The following is a 20125-nucleotide window of genomic DNA, read 5'->3' as shown; positions in this document are numbered from 1 at the left end:
CTTTTTTTTCCGAAGCGGCGGAACCGAACCGGAACAGCGCGCGTCGAACCAAGTGGATGACGTACTCTGCCTGGGAACAACAGATGGGGGAAGCTCTGATGCGGAAGATGTCGGCGGACACCGAAGGCATTGCGGCCTACGGCGCGACCGCTCACGTCATGGCGGGTGAGATGGCGGCGGCCGGGGTGAGCGCCGCGGCCGCGGAGCCCGCGCTGCTGGGCCCGATCATGGGACTGATCGGCGGTGACTTCATGGCGGCCTACGCCGCGGCGCACGCCGGGCACGTCGCCGCGATCGGCCAGCTCTCGGCAGTGCTGACCAGCATGGGTGGCGCGGCCACCGGCGCGGCGACCGTCCTCGCCGAGACCGACGCCACCCACGCGAGCGCGCTGCGGAACGCGGCCACCGAGGTGGAGTGAGCCTGTGATCGATGTCAACGCACTGGCGCAACCGATCCTCGACCTGCTCGCCAGCTTCGGCAGCGGCGTGCTGCCCGCGGGCGGTCCCACCGACGCGCTGCGCAGCACCTCGTCGGTGGTCGACCAGATCCACCAGATGGGCCGCGACAGCATCAACGGGATGAACGCCGCGTGGGACGGTCGCGCGGCCGACGCGGCCACCGCCAAGGCGCTGCGCGTGCAGACCTCCGCGGCCACCATCTCCGATCGTGGCAACGAGATGGCGACGGTCGTGAACCAGGCCGCGGGCGAGGTCGAGACGGGCCAGAAGGATCTCACCGACATCGCGCAGTCCTTCGTGAGCACCGCGGCGAGCATGGGGCCGGTCCTGGCGACGCCGGAAGGTCTGACGGTGCTCGTCGGCTCCGCGATCGACCATCTCAACCAGGCCCTCAACGTCGTGGGCCGGGTCCAGAACGAATTGCAGACGCACACCGCGTCGATGAACGACCTCACCCCGCCGCCGACCACCCCGGCACTGGCCGGTGTCCCCGCCGCGGGCGTGCAACAGGCGGCGTCCGCCGCGTCCGGCGTGCTCAACGGTGCGGGCTCTTTTCTGAGCACCGCGATGGCCACACCGCTGCAGTCGCAGTCCTCACGCGGTTCCCGCGGCACGCCCGGCACGACGGGCACCCCCAAACCGGACACCGGTTCGTCGGGCACGCCCGACGACGGCAAGGGCGTGAAGATCACGCTGCCCGACGGCAGCGTGGTGGAGGCACCCAACGAACAGGCCGCCACGGCGGTCCGGTCGGCGATCGGCGCGGTGGGCACGCCCTATGTCTGGGGCGGCAACAGCCCGGGCGCGGGATTGGATTGCAGCGGGCTCACCAAGTACGCCTATGGCGAGGCGGGCGTCGACCTGCCCCGGCTCGCGTGCGACCAGGGCAACGGGGCCACACCGGTGTCGGCCGGTGATCTGATGCCCGGCGACCTCGCGATCTGGGACGGCCATGTGGCCATGGTGATCGGGAACGGCCAGTTGGTCGAGGCGGGTGACCCGGTCCAGATCAGCTCGATTCGAACGGAGAACTCAGGCATGGACTTCTACGGTTTCTACAGGCCGACGGCATGACCCGACCGCCGGTTCCCAACGTCACGGTGGCGGCCAGCAGCAACCGGTCGGGCACCATCTCGGTGCGCGCGACCGATCAGGGCATGCCGGTCGAGATCAAGTTCGAGCGCAGCGAATACCGTTACGGCGCACAGTCGCTCGCCAACGAGATCCTGCGGCTCACCCAGCGTTCCGCCATCGCGGCGCGGGCGCGGCGGCGCGAACTGCTCGCCGAGTCGGGCATGCCCTCGGACATCCTCGACCGGCTCGGTCTGCCCACCCGCCAGCAGGCGGTGGACGAGCTGGACCGGATCGACGACGCGGACACGGGACCGACGACCTGGATGAGGCCGGTATGAGTGCGGAAATGGACGCCCTTGTCGCGGCGGCCACCCAGAAACTGGAGGCGCTGGAAGCCGCGCTGTACGGGTTGAAGCAGGTGCGCGGGCGGTGGACCTCCGAGGACGGCGCGGTGAGCGTCGAGGTGAACAGCGACGGCGCACTGGTCGGCCTGAGCTTGGCGGAATCGGTCACATCGCTGCCGCCGGCCGAGGTCGGGCAGTTGATCGTCTGGGCCTGCAGACAGGCCGCCGAGGACGCCGGAGCGCAGCGATCCAAGGTCGTTGCGACACTGAACGAGTCGTTCGTCCCCGCCGCGCAGCCGCCCGCGGGCACGAATGGGGGCGGGCCGGATAGTGCCTGACGCGGAAGGTCGATAGGCTTCCGCACATGGCTTCTGGAGACATCGTCCCGATCGAGCTCGGCCTGACCGACGGCGATCTCGTCACCCTGTGGGCACCGCGTTGGCGAGACGGTGACGACGAGTGGGAGGCGTTCCTCGGTCACGAGGACGCCCTCTACGGTTTCGAGTCCGTGGCGGAGCTGGCCGCCTTCATCCGCACCAACGCCGATAACGACCTCGTGGACCATCCGGCCTGGAAGGTCGTCGCGGGTCTCTCGGCGGTCGAACTGGAACCGGAGGAGAACTTCACCTTCGATCTGGTCGCGGTGCCGGAGCTGGCGGCGGGCGAACCCGACGTCGACAGCGTCGCCGAGCTGGAGGACACCCTCGGCATGGTGCGCAACATCGGCGAGGTGTGCGAACTCGAGACGGTCACCAAATTCTTCGGTTCCCATCCGGTGCTCGGCGCGCTGCCCGGCGGCGTGAGCGCGTTCGTCGGTCGCGACGGCGAGGAGCTGTGGGACCAGATCGGCGCCGCCATCGCCAAGGGCTGGGACGACGTCCTGGACGCCATCGACTCCGTCGTGCAGACGCCCGAGGTCGACGCCGAGGCGGTCGCGGTCGCCGAGGCCGAACTGCTGGCCGCCGAGGAGAACGTGGTCGACGCCGATGACGCCGCCGACAGCGACGAGGAGGAGGAGTTCGAGCCCGTCGACCTCGACGCGGAAGAGGACGACGAGGAAGACGAGGACGAAGACGAATCGTTCTGGCACGAGGTCGGCATCGACCCGGTCAAGATCGTCACGTCCGAAGGCAGCGTCTTCACCCTGCGCTGTTACCTCGACGACGAGCCGATCTTCCTCGGTTCCAGGGGCTCGATCACGGTGTTCTCCTCCGAGCGCGCGCTGGCCCGCTATCTCGCCGACGACCACGAGCACGACTTGGCCCGCGTGAGCACCTTCGCCGACGTGCAGACCGCGGCGGTGGACGGCTCATTGGAGGTCGAGGTAACCGACGAGAACGTCTACGTGCTGCCCGGCTTGGCCGAGGACTTGGCCGAAGGCCCCGAGGCGGTCGACATCGAACAGCTCGATCTGGCGGTAGAGCTGTTCACCGACGCCGCCGACTACGCCGACGACGACACGGTGGAGCAGGCCCTGGCCCAGTCCACCCCGCTCGGCTGGTACGTCTCCTACCTGCTGAACCCCGACCCCACCCGGTTGGCGCCCAACCCGCCGTTCACCGCGGAGGCCCAGGCCTGGCGCGAATTGGAACGCAACCTGGAGTCCCGGCTCGACAAGCAGTAACTAGGGCAGCCGGATCCAGACCTGCTCGGCCTGTCCGAGCAGGCGTTCGTCGGCGCCGTAGACCGCGGTCGAGGCCCAGCATTTGCGTCCCTGCTCGCGGTGGAACTCGCCCACGACGACGCAGCGCTCGTCGACTTCGGGGATGTCGTGCACGGTGGCGGTCATCGAGCCGAGCAGAGCGGGACGTTCCAGCATGCCGGGTAGCGACCAACCGCCGGGGCAGTCCATCGCGGCCCACAGCAGCGGCGGCCCCAGCGGCATGGTGTCGTCGGGTACCCATGGCGCGGCCACTCGGTGCTCGTCGACCCGGCCGGGTTCGATGCGCAGCCCGTCCGCCCGGCCACTGCCGCAGACGAAGCAGGACGCGAAGATCTCGATGCCGGTGTAGCTGCGCGCTGCCTCGGTCGCATCGGTGAACGGGACACGCCCCGGGGCGTCGCGTTCGAGTTCGCCGCTCTCGGACTCGGCGATCAGCGTGTCACCGTCGTAGAGCCGTTCGGCCCGCACGTCGAGGGGCGTCTCCAGCGGCGGTGGGCTGCGCAGGATGATGGTGACCGTCCGCTCGTCGCGCTGGGCGGCGAGCAGACCGGCCACGTAGCCACCGTTGCCGGAGCCGGGTGGTCCGTTGAACCGGCGGGATATGCGCAGGGTCGCCATGTCGCCACGCTAGCGAACCGGTAGCCGGGCGGGCGCCGCACCTCGCAGCCGACGCTGTCGCGTGCCCGTAGGACGCGCGCCGCCCTAGCCGATGAGCACCGCGTATCCGGGCTTGATGATGTCGTCGATGATCCGCAGCCGCTCGGGGAACGGGATGAACGCCGACTTCATGGCGTTGATGGTGAATCGCTCCAGATCACTCCAGCCATAACCGAACGTCTCGACCAGCTTGAGCATCTCCTGGCTCATGCTGGTGTCGCTCATCAGCCGGTTGTCGGTGTTCACCGTGACGCGGAAGCGCAGGCGGGCCAGCAGGTCGAACGGGTGCTTGTCCAGCGAGGGCACCGCGCCGGTCTGTACGTTCGACGACGGACACAGCTCCAGCGGGATGCGCATGTCCCGGACATAGTTGGCGACCAGCCCGAGCTCTGCGTCCTCGACCGCGCCGGGCACGCTGATGTCGTCGGTGATCCGCACGCCGTGGCCGAGCCGGTCGCAGCCGCAGAACGCGAGCGCCTCGTGAATCGACGGCAGGCCGAAGGCCTCGCCCGCGTGGATGGTGAAGTGCGCGCTGTTGGCACGCATGTACTCGAACGCGTCGAGGTGTCTGCTGGGCGGGTAACCGGCTTCCGCGCCCGCGATGTCGAAGCCGCCCACTCCGCGATCACGGAAGCGCACGGTCAGTTCCGCGATCTCCCGCGAGCGCGCCGCGTGCCGCATCGCGGTGAGCAGGCAGGTCACCACGATCGGATGTCCGCGCTCCGCGGCCGCCGCCTCGCCTTCGCGGAATCCGGCCAGCGTGTGCTCGACCACCTCGTCCAGTGTCAGGCCGCGTTCCAAGTGCTGTTCGGGGGCGAAGCGCACCTCCGCGTAGACGACGCCGTCGGCGGCGAGATCCTCGGCGCATTCGCGGGCGACCCGGCGCAGCCCCTCCGGGGTCTGCATCACGGCGACGGTGTGCGCGAAGGTCTCCAGGTAGCGTTCCAGCGATCCGCTGTCGGCCGCGTCACGGAACCAGGCCGCCAGCGACGCCTCGTCGGTGGCGGGTAGGTCCTCGTAGCCGCTGTGCGCGGCGAGTTCGAGCACCGTCGCGGGCCGCAAGCCACCGTCGAGGTGATCGTGCAGCAGCGCTTTCGGCGCTTGGCGGATCGAGGCGAGAGTCAGAGGCATCGGTCCAGTCATGTATCGACGGTAGCCGCAGCGCGCCGAAACGGCAGCCGAGTCCGGCCGTGGCAACCATCTCGTTGCCCGCCGGATGCGGGCCGGACCACGACCGGATACCGCTCGGTTCGCCGCGCACATGCTGTGCGCGCAGCTTCCACCCTCGCGCGGGCATGCGGTCCGGCGCTCCCCCCGTGATCCGGCGGCGCAGGCACACACGCGCCCCGCGCCGCCCGCTGGGTTACCGCGGACAGTTCAGGATTCGATGCGGTCGAGGATCAGCGCGGCTGGACCGGGCGCGGCAGTTGCCTCGATGGTGACGGCGTCGCGCAGGGCTGCCATGGCGCCGGTGAAGGCCTCGGGGGTGTCGGTATGCAGGGTGAGCAGCGGCTGGCCCGCGCTGACGGTAGCGCCCGGTTTGGCGTGCATCTCGATGCCCGCGCCGGACTGCACCGGATCGCCCTGACGTGCCCGGCCCGCGCCGAGACGCCAGGCGGCGATACCGACGCTCAGCGCGTCGAGCCGGGTCAGCGTGCCGTCGGCGTCGGCGCGCACGATCTCGGTGTGCTTCGCGGTGGGCAGCGGGGCGTCCGGGTCGCCGCCCTGGGCGCTGATCATCGCGCGCCAGTGATCCATCGCCCGGCCGTCGGCCAGCGCATCGGCGGGGTCGCTATCGAGCCCGGCCAGCGCGACCATCTCGCGAGCCAAGGCGATGGTCAGCTCGACGACGTCTTCGGGACCGCCGCCCGCCAGCACCTCCACCGATTCCGCGACCTCCAGGGCATTGCCCGCGGTACGGCCGAGCGGAGTGTCCATGGCGGTGAGCAGCGCGACCGTCCGGACGCCCGCGTCGGCGCCGAGTTCGACCATCGCGGTCGCCAACTCGCGCGCCCCGTCGAGTGTCTTCAGGAACGCTCCGGAGCCGACCTTGACGTCGAGCAGCAGCGCCGCGGTGCCCTCGGCGATCTTCTTGCTCATGATCGAGCTGGCGATCAGCGGGATCGACTCGACCGTGCCGGTGACGTCGCGCAGGGCGTAGAGCCGCCGGTCCGCGGGCGCGAGGTCGGCGCCTGCCGCGCAGATCACCGCCCCGACGGCCGGGTCGGCCAGCAGGTCACGCATCCGCGACGCCGGCACGTCCGCCTGCCAGCCGGGGATGGACTCCAGCTTGTCCAGCGTGCCGCCGGTATGACCGAGGCCGCGCCCGGACAACTGCGGCACCGCGGCGCCGCACGCGGCGACCAGCGGAGCCAGCGGCAGCGTGATCTTGTCGCCGACGCCGCCGGTCGAGTGCTTGTCCACGGTGGGGCGCGGCAGGCCCACGAGATCCATGCGCCGCCCGGAAGCGATCATGGCGGCGGTCCACCGCGCCGTCTCGCGCCGGGTCATCCCCCGCCAGACGATCGCCATGGCCAGCGCGGACATCTGCTCGTCGGCCACCGTGCCGCGGGTGAACCCGTCGACCACCCAGTCGATCTGCGCGTCCGACAGCTCGCCGCCGTCCCGCTTGGTGGTGATGATCGAAACCGCGTCGAGTGCCGTCACGGTGGCCAGTTTGGCACGAGCCGACGTGCACCCGGGTTCTCGCCGATGGGATGGAAACGCGGGCCCGCCGGGATGCCGCTACCTTCGCCCGGCGTCCAAATCGTCCGGCCCGAACGCGTCCGGCAGCAGTGCGCGCAACGGCACCGCACCGGCCTTGTGATCGACCAGGAGATCGGCCCCGCCGTGCTCGTGGAGCAATTGGCGGCAGCGACCGCAGGGCATCAGGATTTCGCCGCGAGAATCGGTCACCGAGACGGCCACCAGACGCCCCCCGCCGCCCGAAATCAAGTTACCGATGAGTACACATTCGGCACACAGGCCTAATCCATATGAGACATTCTCCACATTGCAACCGCTCACCATGCGACCGTCGGCGCTGAGAGCCGCGGCGCCGACCGGAAACCGCGAGTACGGCGCATAGGCGTTTCGCATAACTCGAAATGCATTGTCACGCAGCAGTTTCCAGTCGATTTCCGGCATGGGGAACCTCTCTCGGACCGGCCCGATCACGGCCGCGCAAGGGCCACGACGGAACCCCGCACACATCAAGAAAGGTAAGCCTAACCCGATCGACTGTCGCGCAACGCACGGTACGCCGAATTAGTTCCGGGATTGCTGGAGGATTAGAGTCCAGAACAGATCGGTTCAGGTTCCTGCGACGGGCCGGAGTACAGCCACCTGGGCATTCGCCCGCCACGCCGTCGGCGTCGGACCTGCGACCGGGTCCATCAACGACGTTGGAGGCACCGCACTCTATGACCACGATTGAAGCTCCGGCCCAGCCGAAGCGGAAGACGCTGTACCGAGGCGACCCCGGAATGTGGTCGTGGGCGCTGCACCGGATCACCGGGGTCACCATCTTCTTCTTCCTCTTCGTTCACGTACTGGACACCGCCCTGGTGCGGGTGAGCCCGGACACCTACAACGAAGCGATCGAGACCTACAAGACGCCCATCGTGGCGTTGATGGAGATGGGCCTGGTCGTCGTCGTCCTGTTCCACGCGCTCAACGGCGTCCGCGTGATCCTGGTGGACTTCTGGTCCAAGGGCCCGAAGTACCAGCGCCTGATGCTCTGGATCATTCTCGCGATCTGGTTCCTGCTGGCCGTTCCCGCGATCGGGCGCCAGTTCTTCTACCTGTTCACGGAGCACTGATAATGAGCGAGCGAAGCGAGCGACCCATGAACACAGCCGCCAGTGCGGTCATGCCGGAGCCGAGCGCCAGCGAGGTGCAGGCATGAGCGCACCTGTCATCGGTAAGTCTTATGACCGTCCGGCCAGCCTGGATCTGCCTCGCTCGCCGCGCGCGCGCTCGAGCAACAACTTCGAGAAGTACGCCTGGCTGTTCATGCGCTTCTCCGGCCTGCTGCTGATCGTGCTGGTGCTCGGGCACATGGCGATCATGCTGCTGCTCGACGGCGGCGTGAAGCGGCTCAACTTCGCCTTCGTGGCCGGTCGCTGGTCCAGCCCGTTCTGGCAGTTCTGGGACCTGACCATGCTGTGGCTGGCGCAGTTGCACGGCGGCAACGGCCTGCGCACCGTCATCGACGACTACTCCCGCAAGGACTCGACCCGGTTCTGGCTGAAGACCCTGCTGGCCATCTCGATGATCCTGATCATGGGCGTGGGCACCTACGTCATCTTCACCTTCGACCCCAACATCAGTTAGGAACAGGCCCCCTCGCATGAGTGAGCGCAGCGAACGAACCACTGGGACCGGGGAATCTCGTCCTGTCCAGGAGCACCGCTACGACGTCGTCATCGTCGGCGCGGGCGGCGCGGGCATGCGCGCCGCGATCGAGGCCGGCCCGCGTGCTCGGACGGCGGTGCTGACCAAGCTGTACCCGACCCGCAGCCACACCGGCGCGGCCCAGGGCGGCATGTGCGCCGCGCTGGCCAACGTCGAAGAGGACAACTGGGAATGGCACACCTTCGACACCGTCAAGGGTGGTGACTACCTGGTCGACCAGGACGCCGCGGAGATCATGGCCAAGGAGGCCATCGACGCGGTGCTCGACCTGGAGAAGATGGGCCTGCCGTTCAACCGGACGCCCGAGGGCAAGATCGACCAGCGGCGCTTCGGCGGGCACACCCGCGACCACGGCAAGGCCCCGGTCCGCCGCGCGTGCTACGCCGCCGACCGCACCGGTCACATGATCCTGCAGACGCTGTACCAGAACTGCGTCAAGCACGACGTGGAGTTCTTCAACGAGTTCTACGTGCTGGACCTGGTGCTGACCGAGAGCGATCGGGGCCCCGTCGCGACCGGTGTGGTCGCCTACGAGCTGGCCACCGGCGAACTGCACGTCTTCCACGCCAAGTCGATCGTGTTCGCCACCGGCGGCTCGGGCCGGATGTACAAGACCACCTCCAACGCGCACACCCTGACCGGCGACGGCATGGCGATCGTGTTCCGCAAGGGCCTGCCGCTGGAGGACATGGAGTTCCACCAGTTCCACCCGACGGGTCTGGCCGGGCTCGGCATCCTGATCTCCGAGGCCGTCCGCGGCGAGGGCGGCATCCTGCGCAACGCCGACGGCGAGCGGTTCATGGAGCGCTACGCCCCCACCATCAAGGACCTCGCGCCGCGCGACATCGTCGCCCGCTCGATGGTGCTGGAGGTGCTGGAGGGCCGCGGCGCGGGACCGAACAAGGACTACGTCTACATCGACGTGACCCACCTCGGCGAGGACGTGCTCGAGGAGAAGCTGCCCGACATCACCGAGTTCTCCCGCACCTACCTGGGTGTGGACCCGGTGAAGGAACTGGTGCCGGTGTTCCCGACCTGTCACTACGTGATGGGCGGCATCCCGACCCGCATCCGCGGCGAGGTGCTGCGCAACAACAGCGACGTCGTCCCCGGCCTCTACGCCGCGGGTGAGTGCGCGTGCGTCTCGGTGCACGGCGCCAACCGGCTGGGCACCAACTCGCTGCTGGACATCAACGTGTTCGGCCGCCGCGCGGGCATCGCCGCCGCGGAGTACGCGCAGCGCAGCGAGTTCGTCGAGATGCCGGAGAATCCGGCGCAGATGGTGCAGGACTGGCTGGCCCAGCTGCTCAGCGAGCACGGCGACGAGCGGGTGGCCGACATCCGCACCGAGCTGCAGCGGTCGATGGACAACAACGCCTCGGTGTTCCGCACCGAGGACACGCTCAAGCAGGCGCTCACCGACATCCACGCGCTCAAGGAGCGCTACGCGCGAATCACCGTGCAGGACAAGGGCAAGCGCTACAACAGCGACCTGCTCGAGGCCGTCGAGCTCGGCTTCCTGCTCGAGCTGGCCGAGGTCACCGTGGTCGGTGCGCTCAACCGCAAGGAATCGCGCGGTGGTCACGCTCGCGAGGACTACCCGGACCGCGACGACGTGAACTTCATGCGTCACACGATGGCCTACAAGGAGGGCTCGGATCTCCTGTCGGACATCCGCCTGGACTTCAAGCCGGTGGTGCAGACCCGTTACGAGCCGATGGAGCGTAAGTACTGATGACTGCTGTTGCCGAAGCACCCTCTTCGCAGAAGCCCGCTCCGGTCCCCGAGGGCTCGGTGATGATCACCGTCAAGGTGGCTCGGTTCAATCCGGAGGACGACAAGGGCGCGCACTGGGAGTCCTTCCAGGTGCCGGTCCTGCCGACCGACCGTTTCCTGAACGTGCTGACCTACATCAAGTCCTACCTGGACGGCACGCTCACCTTCCGGCGTTCCTGCGCGCACGGCGTGTGCGGTTCGGATGCCATGCGGATCAACGGCGTCAACCGGCTGGCCTGCAAGGTGCTGATGAAGGACATGCTGCCCAAGGGCGACAAGTCGATCACCGTCACCGTCGAGCCGATCCGCGGCCTGCCCGTGGAGAAGGACCTCGTGGTGAACATGGAGCCGTTCTTCGACGCGTTCCGCGCCGTGAAGCCCTACCTGATGACCTCGGGTAACGAGCCCACCCGCGAGCGCATCCAGAGCCAGGCCGACCGCGCCCGGTTCGACGACACCACCAAGTGCATCCTGTGCGCCTGCTGCACCACCTCCTGCCCCGTGTACTGGAGCGACGGCAGTTACTTCGGCCCGGCCGCGATCGTGAACGCCCACCGCTTCATCTTCGACAGCCGCGACGAAGGCGCCCGCGAACGCCTCGACATCCTCAACGACGTCGAAGGTGTCTGGCGCTGCCGCACCACCTTCAACTGCACCGACGCCTGCCCGCGCGGCATCGAGGTCACCAAGGCGATCCAGGAAGTCAAGCGAGCGCTGCTGTTCACTCGCTGATCGCTCGCACAAGCCGATCGAAGGTCGCCTCTCTCTTTGGAGGAAGGCGACCTTCGTCGTTCCATATGGCAACGACATCCTCGGACGACCAGTACGTCGCGTACTTGACGTACTTCCATAGGGGCGCGAGTATGGATACGCAGCGATTTGGAGGTGACCGATGTCAGCGGTGCACTATGACAGCTACACCGACGCACGTGCTCATCTCAAAGAACTATTGGATGCGGCCGTACGAGGACGTGTAGCGACCGTTCGGCGCGACACCGAGTACGCCGCAGTCGTCGATGCCGAACGGCTCCGCTACATGCTTGCGAAGGTTTGCCCGTCCGGGGCAGAAGTGGTCGCCGAGAACGGGGGGTGGTCGGTGTTCCTACCAGGCTTGCCTGTGGCCGCCGACGGCAGCACGCTCGATGAGGCCATCGACGAGACGATCGCCGCACTACGCGAATACGCCGAGGACTGGCAAACCAGACTGCGGGATGCGCCGAACCATCGGGACAACTGGGGCCTCATTCAGCTGATCGGCCTCAGCGACGACGATCAACTTCGAGAATGGCTGGTCGGAGCCACGAAGTGACCTGGCCGCAGCCGACTCGCAAACGCCACGAACAGTTTTGCGAGATCGAGGGGTGGGAGCGGATACGGGACGCGCGAGGCCGCACTGGAGCGCACCACGTCACGTACGAATTGGGCCTACCGGATGGCAGGATTCTGCGCACACGCATCTCCCATCCAGTCCACCGCACAAGTTACGGCGCATCACTGTGGGCGCACATTCTGCGGGATCAACTCGACGTCACCGCGGATTCGTTCTGGGAGTGTGTCTTGAATGATGTGCTGCCGAACCGCGGTTTCCCAGAACTGCCCAAGGCATCGCTGCCCATCGATCTCGTGCACCTGCTGATTCATCGGGTGGGTCTCACCGAGGACGAAATCGCCCAGATGAGCAGGGAAGAAGCGATCGCTCGCATAGAGCGGTTCTGGACCGAAGGACGGTGATCCCACCTTTTCGAAGAAGGCTCCAGGCTGCGGCCGACGAGCCATCCGCCGCCCTCGGGCCACGTTCCCACCGACGGGAAAACCAGCGAACCTCGCTTATGCTTCGGCTCCGGCCGGCCTGGCGCGTGGCGGTTCGCCGATGCGTGACGTCCCGTTCAGCAGCCGACGACGGCCGGGCCGTCTCGATATCGACCCAGGGGGTTGCGTGGCCGAATCACTGTCGGTCGACCCGGCCCAGCTGCGCGAATCGGCGGCGGAGCTGCGGCAGGCGGCCGAAGACGCCGAACGGGTGGCGAACGAACTGAAGGCGGCACTCGCCGACGAGGGTGAGTTCTGGGGTGACGACGAAGCAGGCGAGACGTTCGCACACACCTATAGGCCCGGTGCCGACCGTACGTTGGAGGGGTTCGACGATCTCGTCGCGGACATTCGGGCGATGAGTTCCGCGATGAAGCATGCGGCCGATGCGTTCGAGGACGGGGACCACTACGGGCGGCAGAACATCCGGAACTCGGCCGACGATGGCATCCCGTACACGACCGCACCGAGCCAGAATCGGCCGGCGGGACCCATTCCGCAGGCGACGTCCAGCGAACCCCTCCGCCACACAAACGATTCCGCACGGCCGTCGGGCACGCCCGATCGCCCGGCGAACGGAGACTCCGCCCGTCCGCAGCCGGACGCCCCGAACGACCGCGGCAGTATCGATACACAGCAACCCCTGGCCTCCGGCCGGCAACCCGCAGCGTCCGGCGAGCAGCCCACGGAGTCCGGCCGGCAACCTCCGGAATCCGGACAGCCGGACGATTCGACGAGCAATTCCCCACAAACCGAATCGCCCGAGGACGAATCCGGCGACCAACCCCCGGCAACCGAGACCGGATCGCCGACGACGCCCGGTATCGGCACAGAGCGACAGGGAGCGCAGGCGAATACACCCACCGGGAAGCAGGCGGGTCCGCAGCCGACACCGAGCGGCCCTAACGACTCCGGCAAGCCGTCGGCGAATACGCCGTGGACGCGGAACGGGCCGGGCGCCCCTTGGGCGAAGGCTCCGAGCCCCTCGGGCGCGCCGGCGAACGAAACCCCGCCTCGGGTATCTCCTCCACGCACCCCGGACCGCCCGCCCGCGGGCAAGAAGCCGGAGCCGGCTCCGAAACGTCGCGAGCAGAAGCGGGCCCCGAAGCCCGCAGGCGTGCGTGCGCACCGAGCGACCGATGCCGAGGCCATGCGGATCGCTCGGGAGATGGCCGCTCGGCACAACATCGAGATCGTCGGATTCGACGCGGCGGGTATCGCCGCGGCGACGGTCCAGGACATCGCCGATGCTGTCGACACCGTCCTCCCGCGGATGCCGGCCGCGCTGCGCGGAATCGAGATCCGGGATGTGACGGGTTCGCTATCCGCCGTCGAGAATCGCAGTACGGCGAAGCGGTCGGGGGAGGTGGCGCCGTGGATCGTGCTGGCTCACACCGCTGTGCTCGATCCCAGGAGTTTGGCCGGCCGTTCCCGGGCGACGACCCGATCCGGTCCTGCGCGGCGACCGATGTATGCCGCGATCCTGCGGGAACTCGGCGCCGCGATCGACCTCATCGGCGGGTTCCGGGCACACAAGGAGGCGCAACGCGCGCTCATCACCGAATACGTGCGGATCAACGACCCCCGGGGCGAGACGCTGAGCCGGGTGGTCGCCGGCTACAAGCGATGGCGGGCGCAGCTCGGCGACAACTGCTTCGAACAGGGTCTGTTCCTTCCGGGCAGGGCGCTGGCCGAGGGATTCGCCGCGGTCGAATCGAGTGAGGACGCGGCCAACGGCCCGCAGAAGGTGCTGGGTCGGCTGCTGGTGACGATGTCGCGTGCGGCACTGCCGGACCGGTGATGAGACCCCCTGCCGCCTGAGCGGACGGCGTCTGGTTCTTCCCCTTCCCACCAGCGGTGAAAGTCGCCACGCACCTCTGGGTCATCATTGTGGGCACGTTCGGAGGTCCGCGGTCGTCGCTGCCCGCTGACGATTTCGAGTCGGAAGGTTGTGGCATGGATCGATGGGAGCGCGAAGGCCTACGCTCGGCCAACAGCGGCATGCGCAACCAGCTCGAACATCTCCTCGACTCCTTCGAACGTCAGCAGGGCCGGCTCACCGAGGTGTTCAGGGAATTGGAAAACGCTCGCACGCAGGCGAGTTCTCCCGACCAATCGGTAGAGGTGACCGTGGATGCCGCAGGCGTGCTGACGGACCTGCGCCTCACCGCCGCGGCGATGCGCCAGACACCGGAGCAGTTGAGCAGAGCGATCGTGGACGCTACTCGGGCCGCGGCGTGCCGGGCGCAGCAGCATGCCGAAGCCCTCGCCGCACCCCTCGACGACGACTTGAACGACCTGCCCGACCTGCCCGATATCTCCCCGGGTGCCCCCAGCCTCAACGAGATTCGCGCCTTCTTCCGCGGGGACAACGAAGGTTCCCCGAGATAGCACCTGGCCGCGTAGTGCAGACGATGCTGCGTACCTGCCGACAACCGGAGAGGAATTCCCCGCCGGCGGAAGGGCCTGGGATTCGGACGCGGCCGTGCGATGTCGGCAGCGGTAGCGTTCACGGAGCCGCTTGCCGGATACGCATCGATGAACGCGAGCGCACATGACGCTGCGTTTGCCGGACTGGCTCCCCCCGGCCGTAGTGATGTGTGTCGCCGGGCACTTCCCACTGGGCGACGAGGACGCGGAACGACGCGCCGCCGATGCCTGGTCGGATAAGGCCGAATGGTGTCGTGCGCAGGCCGAATATCACGAAGCCAAGGCAAGGCCGCCCGAGGGCTCACACGGCGAAACCGTCGCCGCGATCGCCGAGAAGCACCGGCACATGGCCGAACGCTTCCGACAGCAGGCCACCGATTGCGACAGCCTCGCCAGGCAGCTCTACGAGAGCGCCAACGCCACCGAGCTGCAGAAGATGGTCATCATCAGCATGGCCGTGATCCTGGCCATCCAGCTGGCCCGGTGCGCACTGATGTTCGCGGCGGGTGGTCCGATCCAGGCCGCCATAGCACAGATGGCGACCCGAACCGCGGCGCAGCGCGCGTGGATGAGATTCGTGGCATTCCTTTCCGGACGCGGTGCGGAACTGGCCGCGGAACGCGGCTCGATGGTGCTGCTGCGCAACGGAGTCGTGATCGGTGTAGCGCTGGGCGGCGGCACCCAAGCCGGCGCCCAGGCGATTCAGGTTGCCAAGGGTGACCGCGAACAGATGGATTGGAAATCGGTCGGCGTGGCAACGGCCGCCGGCGCTGTCGGTGGCCTTTTCGGCATGCTGTTCGGACTCTGGGCAGGCCCGAAGGTCGCCACCATCGGCGCGAACGCCAACAGCACCGCGGGACGGGTGGCCCTGCAGCTCGCCGGCACCACCATGGTCGGCGCCGGAGCCGGAGCCGTCGGCGCTGTCGGCGGCACCGCCGTCTCGCTTGTGCTGTCGGACCAGCCGTTCAGCCGCAAGGCGTTCACCGAGGGCCTGATCCCCGGTATGGGTAGCGGATTCATCGGCGCGGCGGCCTTCGCGGCCCAGGGGATGCGCGGCCGGGCACCACTTCCCGAGACGACTGCCGGCCCCGCTGCCGCACCGGATGTCACCCCGGCCGAACCGTCGCCTGGTTCGCTCGTCGACGCACTGCGCTCGCATGGCATAGTCACCGCTGACTTCGATCCGAACAACCCCTCGCCCACCCATCAGCAACAACAGATCGACAATCTTGTGGCGCTGCTGCGCCGAACCGGCGCCACCGTGGACGACGCGGCTCGTCCCCCGCTCCCCTTGAACAATGCCGATTGGCAGCCCGCGAATCTGTCGAATGCGTTGCCCGACAACCTCAACCCGGTCAAGTCGGCCAAGCCACCCTCCGGCGCCGTTGCCACACCGGCGGAGCCGGTCCCCGCAACCCCCGCAGGGACAACGCCGAAGGCTGACGGAGGCCATCAACTCCCCGACGTGTCGCCGCCGAAAGAGTACAAACCGCGCCCGGAGCAGCCCTTCTCCGTGCCGAACAACAGCATGGACTGGGAAGCGCCCGCAGGCATGCCCGGCGCCCTGATCGACAACGTCAATCCCGTCAAGACCGTCACCTACCCCGCAGCCGCCATAGCGTCCACCGTCAACCCGGTCGGCGTGCCGAGCGTCGGGACGGATCCGACATCGGCGGAGGCGCCCGGGCCACGGAACGGTCCTGCCGCACGACCGGATTCCGAGGCCGTCGGCGCCGCTGAGGCTCCTGTCGACGGGGAACTGCGTCCAGCACCCCACGACTCGGATAACAGCACCGCCGAGAATGCGGGCACAGCACGGCAGATCACCGAACATGATCACCCGGAGGCCGGGCCCGACCACTCGGTGCGGCCGCACCCCGCGGATACCGGCGAAGGCAGCGCTCGACCGGCCGATGCCGCGCCCGGCCACTCGGTGCGGCCACACCCCACGGATACCGGCGAAGGCAGCGCTCGGCCGGCCGATGCCGCGCCCGGGCAGGCTCACGGTAACCGGGTCGGCTCCGAAAACACCTCGTCGGCAACGCATTCCACGCCGGAGCACGCCGCGGTGCCGGACAACGCCGCCGCCACGGCCCGGCCGCACCCCGGCGGCCGGGACACGGCGAGCGAGGGGCAGGCCGGGCGAGGCCGCGCCGTCGCGGATGCCCGCGGCGCCGATCCGGCGGCCGGGCCGTCGTCATCGGTTCGGCAACGAGGTGTCGCAGCGGACGAGGACGCCGGTCCGCGCCCCGTCACGGCCGACCCGCACGACGCTTCGCAGCAACAGAGCCCGACCGTGTCGGCGACCGAGAGTGCGGGGGCACAGCGGGTTCCTGACGGCGCCACCGATCCCGAACCGGCCGTGCCCGAGCTGGTACCGGCTGCGGCGCACAAGGATTCGGCCGACGGCCTGTCATCGGACCACGACATGTCCCCGAGCATGACGATCACTACCGACCCGTCACCCGCTCCCAGACGCGGTGATTCCGGCCCGCGCTCCCCCGGCGGGGACAGGTTCGCGGACGCGGCCGGGCAGCGGCAGGCCGTGCAGCCGTCGGGCGGCCCGGCGCGACCGGCCGCAGGCGTCCAGCCCGGCACACCCGCCGCCGGTGGTTCGCCCGCTGCTGCCGGAGGCAATCGTCCGCCACGTGTGTCGGCCCCGAAGAATGCCGCCACGGAGCGCCCTCCGGCCGTCGAACCGGTCGAAGGAGCTCGCGGGCAGGCCCAGGACGGCCATGCCCCCTCCGGGTCGGCGGCCGCCCACGCCACCGACAATGACAACCGGAACACACCGCCCGCGGCCGCCGAGCCGGATTCGGAGCACGGTCGCACGGCCGACGGCGCCACCGGCGACGAGACCGCGCGAGCCACGCATCCGGAGGAGGCGAATACACCGGAGCACGCACGCGCGGCCGACGACAGCGCGAATGGGCAACACGCCAAGGGCAATCCCGATGTAGTCGACGAGGCGGGACCATCGCAACCGAAGCCCGGTGAGTCCGATACGAGCGGAGACGATGCCCTCGGCGGTCGTGCGGGCGACGATGGTGCGAGTGAGCAGCAAGCGAAGACGAAAACCGATAACCCCGACGACGCGGATACGCCACCACCCGAGTCCGAACACACTCGCGCACAGAATGATTCGGATGGGCCACTTGCAGTTCGCGATGAAGACCCCGCTGCGGACGGGCATGCGAGGGCGAGAGCCGAAGTAGAGCAGCGTATCGCCGCCGAGCGGCAGCAGAACGAGCTGGTGCGCGAACACCACCGGCAGCGTGTCGAAGCGGCGGCCGAGCGCGAACGGGCCGCCCATGCCGAGCTGCGGCGGCAGGAGAAGGCCGTACGGGTGGCGGAGGAGCACGAGCGGGCCACCCGCGTCGGCTTCGGCGACAAGATGCGCGATCTGGTCGGGCGGGGCACGGCGGAGGATCGGGTGGCCGTCGAAGCCGCGCGGGCCGCTCAGGAACAGCTCCGGCAGGCTCGGGCGACGTTGGCCGAGTGCCGGGACGCGTACGAGGCGGCGGTGGCCCAGCACGACGCCGCAGCCCAGGCCAGAGCCCGTGACCTGGTCGAAATCTCGGACAACGCGGGCGTTTCGCTGATGAACGACTACGAGGCCGGGGTGCTCACCGATCGCGACGCCGTGTTCGAGGTGGTTGCCCAGGAGCGGGTACGCACGGCCCTGGATGCCGGTCGCGCGATCGGGGAGTTGCGGGAGCCGGGCAGCACGGCCGACGGTACGAGCCCGTTCGCGAACGCGTCACCGGAGTCGCTGGCCGACACGATGGTGCGGGGATCCAGGGAGGAGCGCGTCGCGGCGATGACGGAATGGATTCGCCGTGGCGACGACCGGCATCGGCTGGTGCGTGAGACGCAGGCCGCGGCGTTCCTGCTGCTCGAGCACGGTCCGGTCGATATGAAGACCGGTGAGGGCAAGACCATCGTCATGGTGATGAAGAAGGTGTCCGACGCCATCGATCACGGCACCGCGCATGCGTGGACCAGTAGTGATCTGCTCGCCGGTGAGCTGGCCGGTGAGTTGCACGCATTCGTGGCGCGTCCGGAGTCGGATACCGGGATCGACGTGGTCCGGATGGATCAGGACGGTCCGCTGCCTGATCCGGTACCTGGCCGTAGCCGGATCGTCGTCGGCACGAAGGAGGACTACCTGTTCCGCGCGTTGAAGGTCGCGGATTCGATGATCAACGAGCTCGCGGCCGGTGGCATGTCGCACCAGGAGGTGACGGCACTGCGAGACTTCCTCAACACGAAACCGTCGATCGATCTGATCAAGGAAAGGCTGGATACCGCGGCATCCGACCACGGTCTCGACCTCCGGTACGACCCGTTCCCGGCGGGCAAGCTCACCGTCGACGAATTCGACACCATCTTCGACGGCAATTCCGAATGCGTACTCTCCCCCGGGGCGGCGGAGGAGGCCACACCCGAGGTGGTCGCCGAACTGCAGGGGATCTGGGATCGGCTGACGACCGCGGAGCGCGAACACGGGTTGACGGCAGCGGATTTCAAGAGGCCGGAGAACACCCGGGGAATGTGGGCCGCGGAAACGACCCCGGCGGCGGTCGCCAAGCTGGAGAAGGTGGCGGGTGGACCGGTCACCGGCTCGGAGCTGAAGCTGTACGCCGATGCCGCCAACGCCCGCTGGGGGCTGGAGAAGGGCACACACTACATAACCCGGGCGGACGAAGGCGAGGGCGCGAAGATCGGCATCCTCGCGCACGAAACCAACGACAAGGCGATGTGGGACAGGACCAAGTCGACCGAGGTGCGCTGGCAGGACGTCGGTCAGTTCGTCGACCTCAAGGAAGGGCTGCCGGTCCGGGCGAATCAGGAACATTCGCTGCGCATGTCGGATCAGCAGTTGATCGGCAGCAAATTGCTGTTCGAGCCGTCTGGTTTGTCCGGGACCATGAAGGGCGTCGAGGGCATCACCTACGACCTGTACGGCGTGGGGCCGGTGCCGGAGCTTCCGACGTTCTATACATCGCAACGGGTCGTGGAACCGCCGAAATTCTACGAGAACACCCATTCGAAACTCACTCAGCTGGCCCGTGACATCGTGCGGGACGCACATGTTGTCGACGGGGAGCAAACGGGCCGTGCGCAGTGGGTCGTGTGCATGGACAACGGCGAAATCCGGGGTGATCCGGACGCCGGGCGGATCGGACTGATCGACCTGCTCCGCACCGCGGCGAAGGACGAACACGGCGCGGACTTCGAGCTGAAATTCGAGGTGGTCGATGCGGATTTCTACGCCGAGCACGGCGGTAGCAATGCCGACGCCGAGGCCCTGGTCAGGCAGAAGATCGAGGAATTCGGGGACAAGGGCACCATCTATATCACCAACAAGGACGGAGGCCGCGGCGCCGACCCGACACCGTCGCAGGAGGTGATCGATCTCGGCGGTGTCGACGTCAAGGTCAGCGGCGGGCCGTCGTACTCCGAGCGGGTGAACGACCAGGTCGATGGTCGTGGC

At 68.3% G+C, this 20125-nt stretch carries 18 protein-coding genes (1 of these 18 only partly in view); 14 read left to right on the top strand and 4 right to left on the bottom strand.

Annotated elements, in window-relative coordinates:
- Positions 1–83: 83 nt before the first annotated feature.
- From ON29_RS05460 to ON29_RS05440, 5 genes are read left to right on the top strand one after another with little or no spacing between them, the layout of a single operon-like run.
- Positions 84–419, top strand: coding sequence for a type VII secretion target (locus tag ON29_RS05460; protein ID WP_245548828.1), 336 nt, complete (start codon positions 84–86; stop codon positions 417–419).
- Between the two features lie 4 nt (positions 420–423).
- On the top strand, positions 424–1533 hold the full coding sequence (locus tag ON29_RS05455) for a C40 family peptidase (RefSeq protein ID WP_040865026.1): 1110 nt from the start codon (positions 424–426) through the stop codon (positions 1531–1533).
- Positions 1530–1871, top strand: coding sequence for a hypothetical protein (locus ON29_RS05450; protein ID WP_040865025.1), 342 nt, complete (start codon positions 1530–1532; stop codon positions 1869–1871). The genes ON29_RS05455 and ON29_RS05450 overlap by 4 nt, the downstream gene beginning before the upstream one ends.
- Positions 1868–2215: a YbaB/EbfC family nucleoid-associated protein gene (locus ON29_RS05445; RefSeq protein ID WP_040865024.1), complete on the top strand. Its 348-nt coding sequence runs from the start codon at positions 1868–1870 to the stop codon at positions 2213–2215. Before ON29_RS05450 ends, ON29_RS05445 begins: the two co-directional genes overlap by 4 nt.
- Before the next feature lie 26 nt (positions 2216–2241).
- Positions 2242–3501: a SatS C-terminal domain-containing protein gene (locus ON29_RS05440; protein WP_040865023.1), complete on the top strand. Its 1260-nt coding sequence runs from the start codon at positions 2242–2244 to the stop codon at positions 3499–3501.
- Here ON29_RS05440 and ON29_RS05435 read toward each other — a convergent pair whose 3' ends face one another.
- The 4 genes from ON29_RS05435 to ON29_RS05420 all read right to left on the bottom strand — a co-directional run bounded on the left by ON29_RS05435 (position 3502) and on the right by ON29_RS05420 (position 7344).
- Positions 3502–4158: a hypothetical protein gene (locus ON29_RS05435; protein WP_051174890.1), complete on the bottom strand. Its 657-nt coding sequence runs from the start codon at positions 4156–4158 to the stop codon at positions 3502–3504. It lies immediately after the preceding gene.
- An 84-nt stretch (positions 4159–4242) separates the two neighbouring features.
- The gene (locus ON29_RS05430) at positions 4243–5340 is read right to left on the bottom strand and encodes an adenosine deaminase (protein WP_040865022.1); all 1098 of its coding nucleotides are present in this window, start codon (positions 5338–5340) and stop codon (positions 4243–4245) included.
- A gap of 234 nt (positions 5341–5574) precedes the next feature.
- Positions 5575–6864, bottom strand: coding sequence for a thymidine phosphorylase (locus tag ON29_RS05425; protein ID WP_040865021.1), 1290 nt, complete (start codon positions 6862–6864; stop codon positions 5575–5577).
- 78 nt (positions 6865–6942) lie between these two features.
- Positions 6943–7344: a cytidine deaminase gene (locus tag ON29_RS05420; RefSeq protein ID WP_040865020.1), complete on the bottom strand. Its 402-nt coding sequence runs from the start codon at positions 7342–7344 to the stop codon at positions 6943–6945.
- Between the two features lie 275 nt (positions 7345–7619).
- On the opposite strand from ON29_RS05420, the gene sdhC reads away from it, so the two are divergent.
- The 9 genes from sdhC to ON29_RS05375 form a co-directional block, all read left to right on the top strand.
- The gene (gene sdhC, locus ON29_RS05415) at positions 7620–8018 is read left to right on the top strand and encodes a succinate dehydrogenase, cytochrome b556 subunit (RefSeq protein WP_083863252.1); all 399 of its coding nucleotides are present in this window, start codon (positions 7620–7622) and stop codon (positions 8016–8018) included.
- 82 nt (positions 8019–8100) lie between these two features.
- A complete protein-coding gene (locus ON29_RS05410) occupies positions 8101–8532 on the top strand; it encodes a succinate dehydrogenase hydrophobic membrane anchor subunit (protein WP_040865019.1) in 432 nt (143 codons plus the stop codon).
- A gap of 16 nt (positions 8533–8548) precedes the next feature.
- On the top strand, positions 8549–10348 hold the full coding sequence (gene sdhA / locus ON29_RS05405; protein WP_051174889.1) for a succinate dehydrogenase flavoprotein subunit: 1800 nt from the start codon (positions 8549–8551) through the stop codon (positions 10346–10348).
- A complete protein-coding gene (locus ON29_RS05400; RefSeq protein ID WP_040865018.1) occupies positions 10348–11121 on the top strand; it encodes a succinate dehydrogenase iron-sulfur subunit in 774 nt (257 codons plus the stop codon). The genes sdhA and ON29_RS05400 overlap by 1 nt, the downstream gene beginning before the upstream one ends.
- A 160-nt stretch (positions 11122–11281) precedes the next feature.
- Positions 11282–11698: a RelB antitoxin-like protein gene (locus ON29_RS05395; protein ID WP_040865017.1), complete on the top strand. Its 417-nt coding sequence runs from the start codon at positions 11282–11284 to the stop codon at positions 11696–11698.
- Entirely contained in the window at positions 11695–12120 is a 426-nt protein-coding gene (locus ON29_RS05390; protein ID WP_040865016.1) for a hypothetical protein, read from the top strand. Before ON29_RS05395 ends, ON29_RS05390 begins: the two co-directional genes overlap by 4 nt.
- A gap of 205 nt (positions 12121–12325) precedes the next feature.
- The gene (locus ON29_RS05385; protein ID WP_040865015.1) at positions 12326–13999 is read left to right on the top strand and encodes a WXG100 family type VII secretion target; all 1674 of its coding nucleotides are present in this window, start codon (positions 12326–12328) and stop codon (positions 13997–13999) included.
- Between the two features lie 155 nt (positions 14000–14154).
- Positions 14155–14589, top strand: a complete 435-nt coding sequence (locus ON29_RS05380) for a YbaB/EbfC family nucleoid-associated protein (protein WP_157172659.1) — start codon at positions 14155–14157, stop codon at positions 14587–14589.
- A gap of 163 nt (positions 14590–14752) precedes the next feature.
- Positions 14753–20125 carry the 5' end (the start) of a LuxR C-terminal-related transcriptional regulator gene (locus tag ON29_RS05375; protein ID WP_040865013.1) on the top strand. 21978 nt of this gene lie beyond the right edge of the window, so only the first 5373 of its 27351 coding nucleotides appear in the window; it begins with the start codon at positions 14753–14755; its stop codon lies off the right edge, out of view.

Source organism: Nocardia exalbida NBRC 100660 (assembly GCF_000308575.1).
Lineage (GTDB): Bacteria > Actinomycetota > Actinomycetes > Mycobacteriales > Mycobacteriaceae > Nocardia > Nocardia exalbida.
Note: the sequence above shows the minus strand (reverse complement) of the source record. Positions and strands in the feature narration are given on the sequence as shown.

Excerpts from the sequence above, each read along its gene's own strand:
- ON29_RS05430 (WP_040865022.1), bottom strand. The coding sequence starts at position 5,340 with ATGACTGGACCGATGCCTCTGACTCTCGCCTCGATCCGCCAAGCGCCG.
- ON29_RS05460 (WP_245548828.1), top strand. The coding sequence starts at position 84 with ATGGGGGAAGCTCTGATGCGGAAGATGTCGGCGGACACCGAAGGCATT.
- ON29_RS05395 (WP_040865017.1), top strand. The coding sequence starts at position 11,282 with ATGTCAGCGGTGCACTATGACAGCTACACCGACGCACGTGCTCATCTC.
- ON29_RS05420 (WP_040865020.1), bottom strand. The coding sequence starts at position 7,344 with ATGCCGGAAATCGACTGGAAACTGCTGCGTGACAATGCATTTCGAGTT.
- ON29_RS05445 (WP_040865024.1), top strand. The coding sequence starts at position 1,868 with ATGAGTGCGGAAATGGACGCCCTTGTCGCGGCGGCCACCCAGAAACTG.
- ON29_RS05400 (WP_040865018.1), top strand. The coding sequence starts at position 10,348 with ATGACTGCTGTTGCCGAAGCACCCTCTTCGCAGAAGCCCGCTCCGGTC.
- ON29_RS05380 (WP_157172659.1), top strand. The coding sequence starts at position 14,155 with ATGGATCGATGGGAGCGCGAAGGCCTACGCTCGGCCAACAGCGGCATG.
- ON29_RS05435 (WP_051174890.1), bottom strand. The coding sequence starts at position 4,158 with ATGGCGACCCTGCGCATATCCCGCCGGTTCAACGGACCACCCGGCTCC.
- ON29_RS05410 (WP_040865019.1), top strand. The coding sequence starts at position 8,101 with ATGAGCGCACCTGTCATCGGTAAGTCTTATGACCGTCCGGCCAGCCTG.
- sdhC (WP_083863252.1), top strand. The coding sequence starts at position 7,620 with ATGACCACGATTGAAGCTCCGGCCCAGCCGAAGCGGAAGACGCTGTAC.
- ON29_RS05450 (WP_040865025.1), top strand. The coding sequence starts at position 1,530 with ATGACCCGACCGCCGGTTCCCAACGTCACGGTGGCGGCCAGCAGCAAC.
- ON29_RS05440 (WP_040865023.1), top strand. The coding sequence starts at position 2,242 with ATGGCTTCTGGAGACATCGTCCCGATCGAGCTCGGCCTGACCGACGGC.
- sdhA (WP_051174889.1), top strand. The coding sequence starts at position 8,549 with ATGAGTGAGCGCAGCGAACGAACCACTGGGACCGGGGAATCTCGTCCT.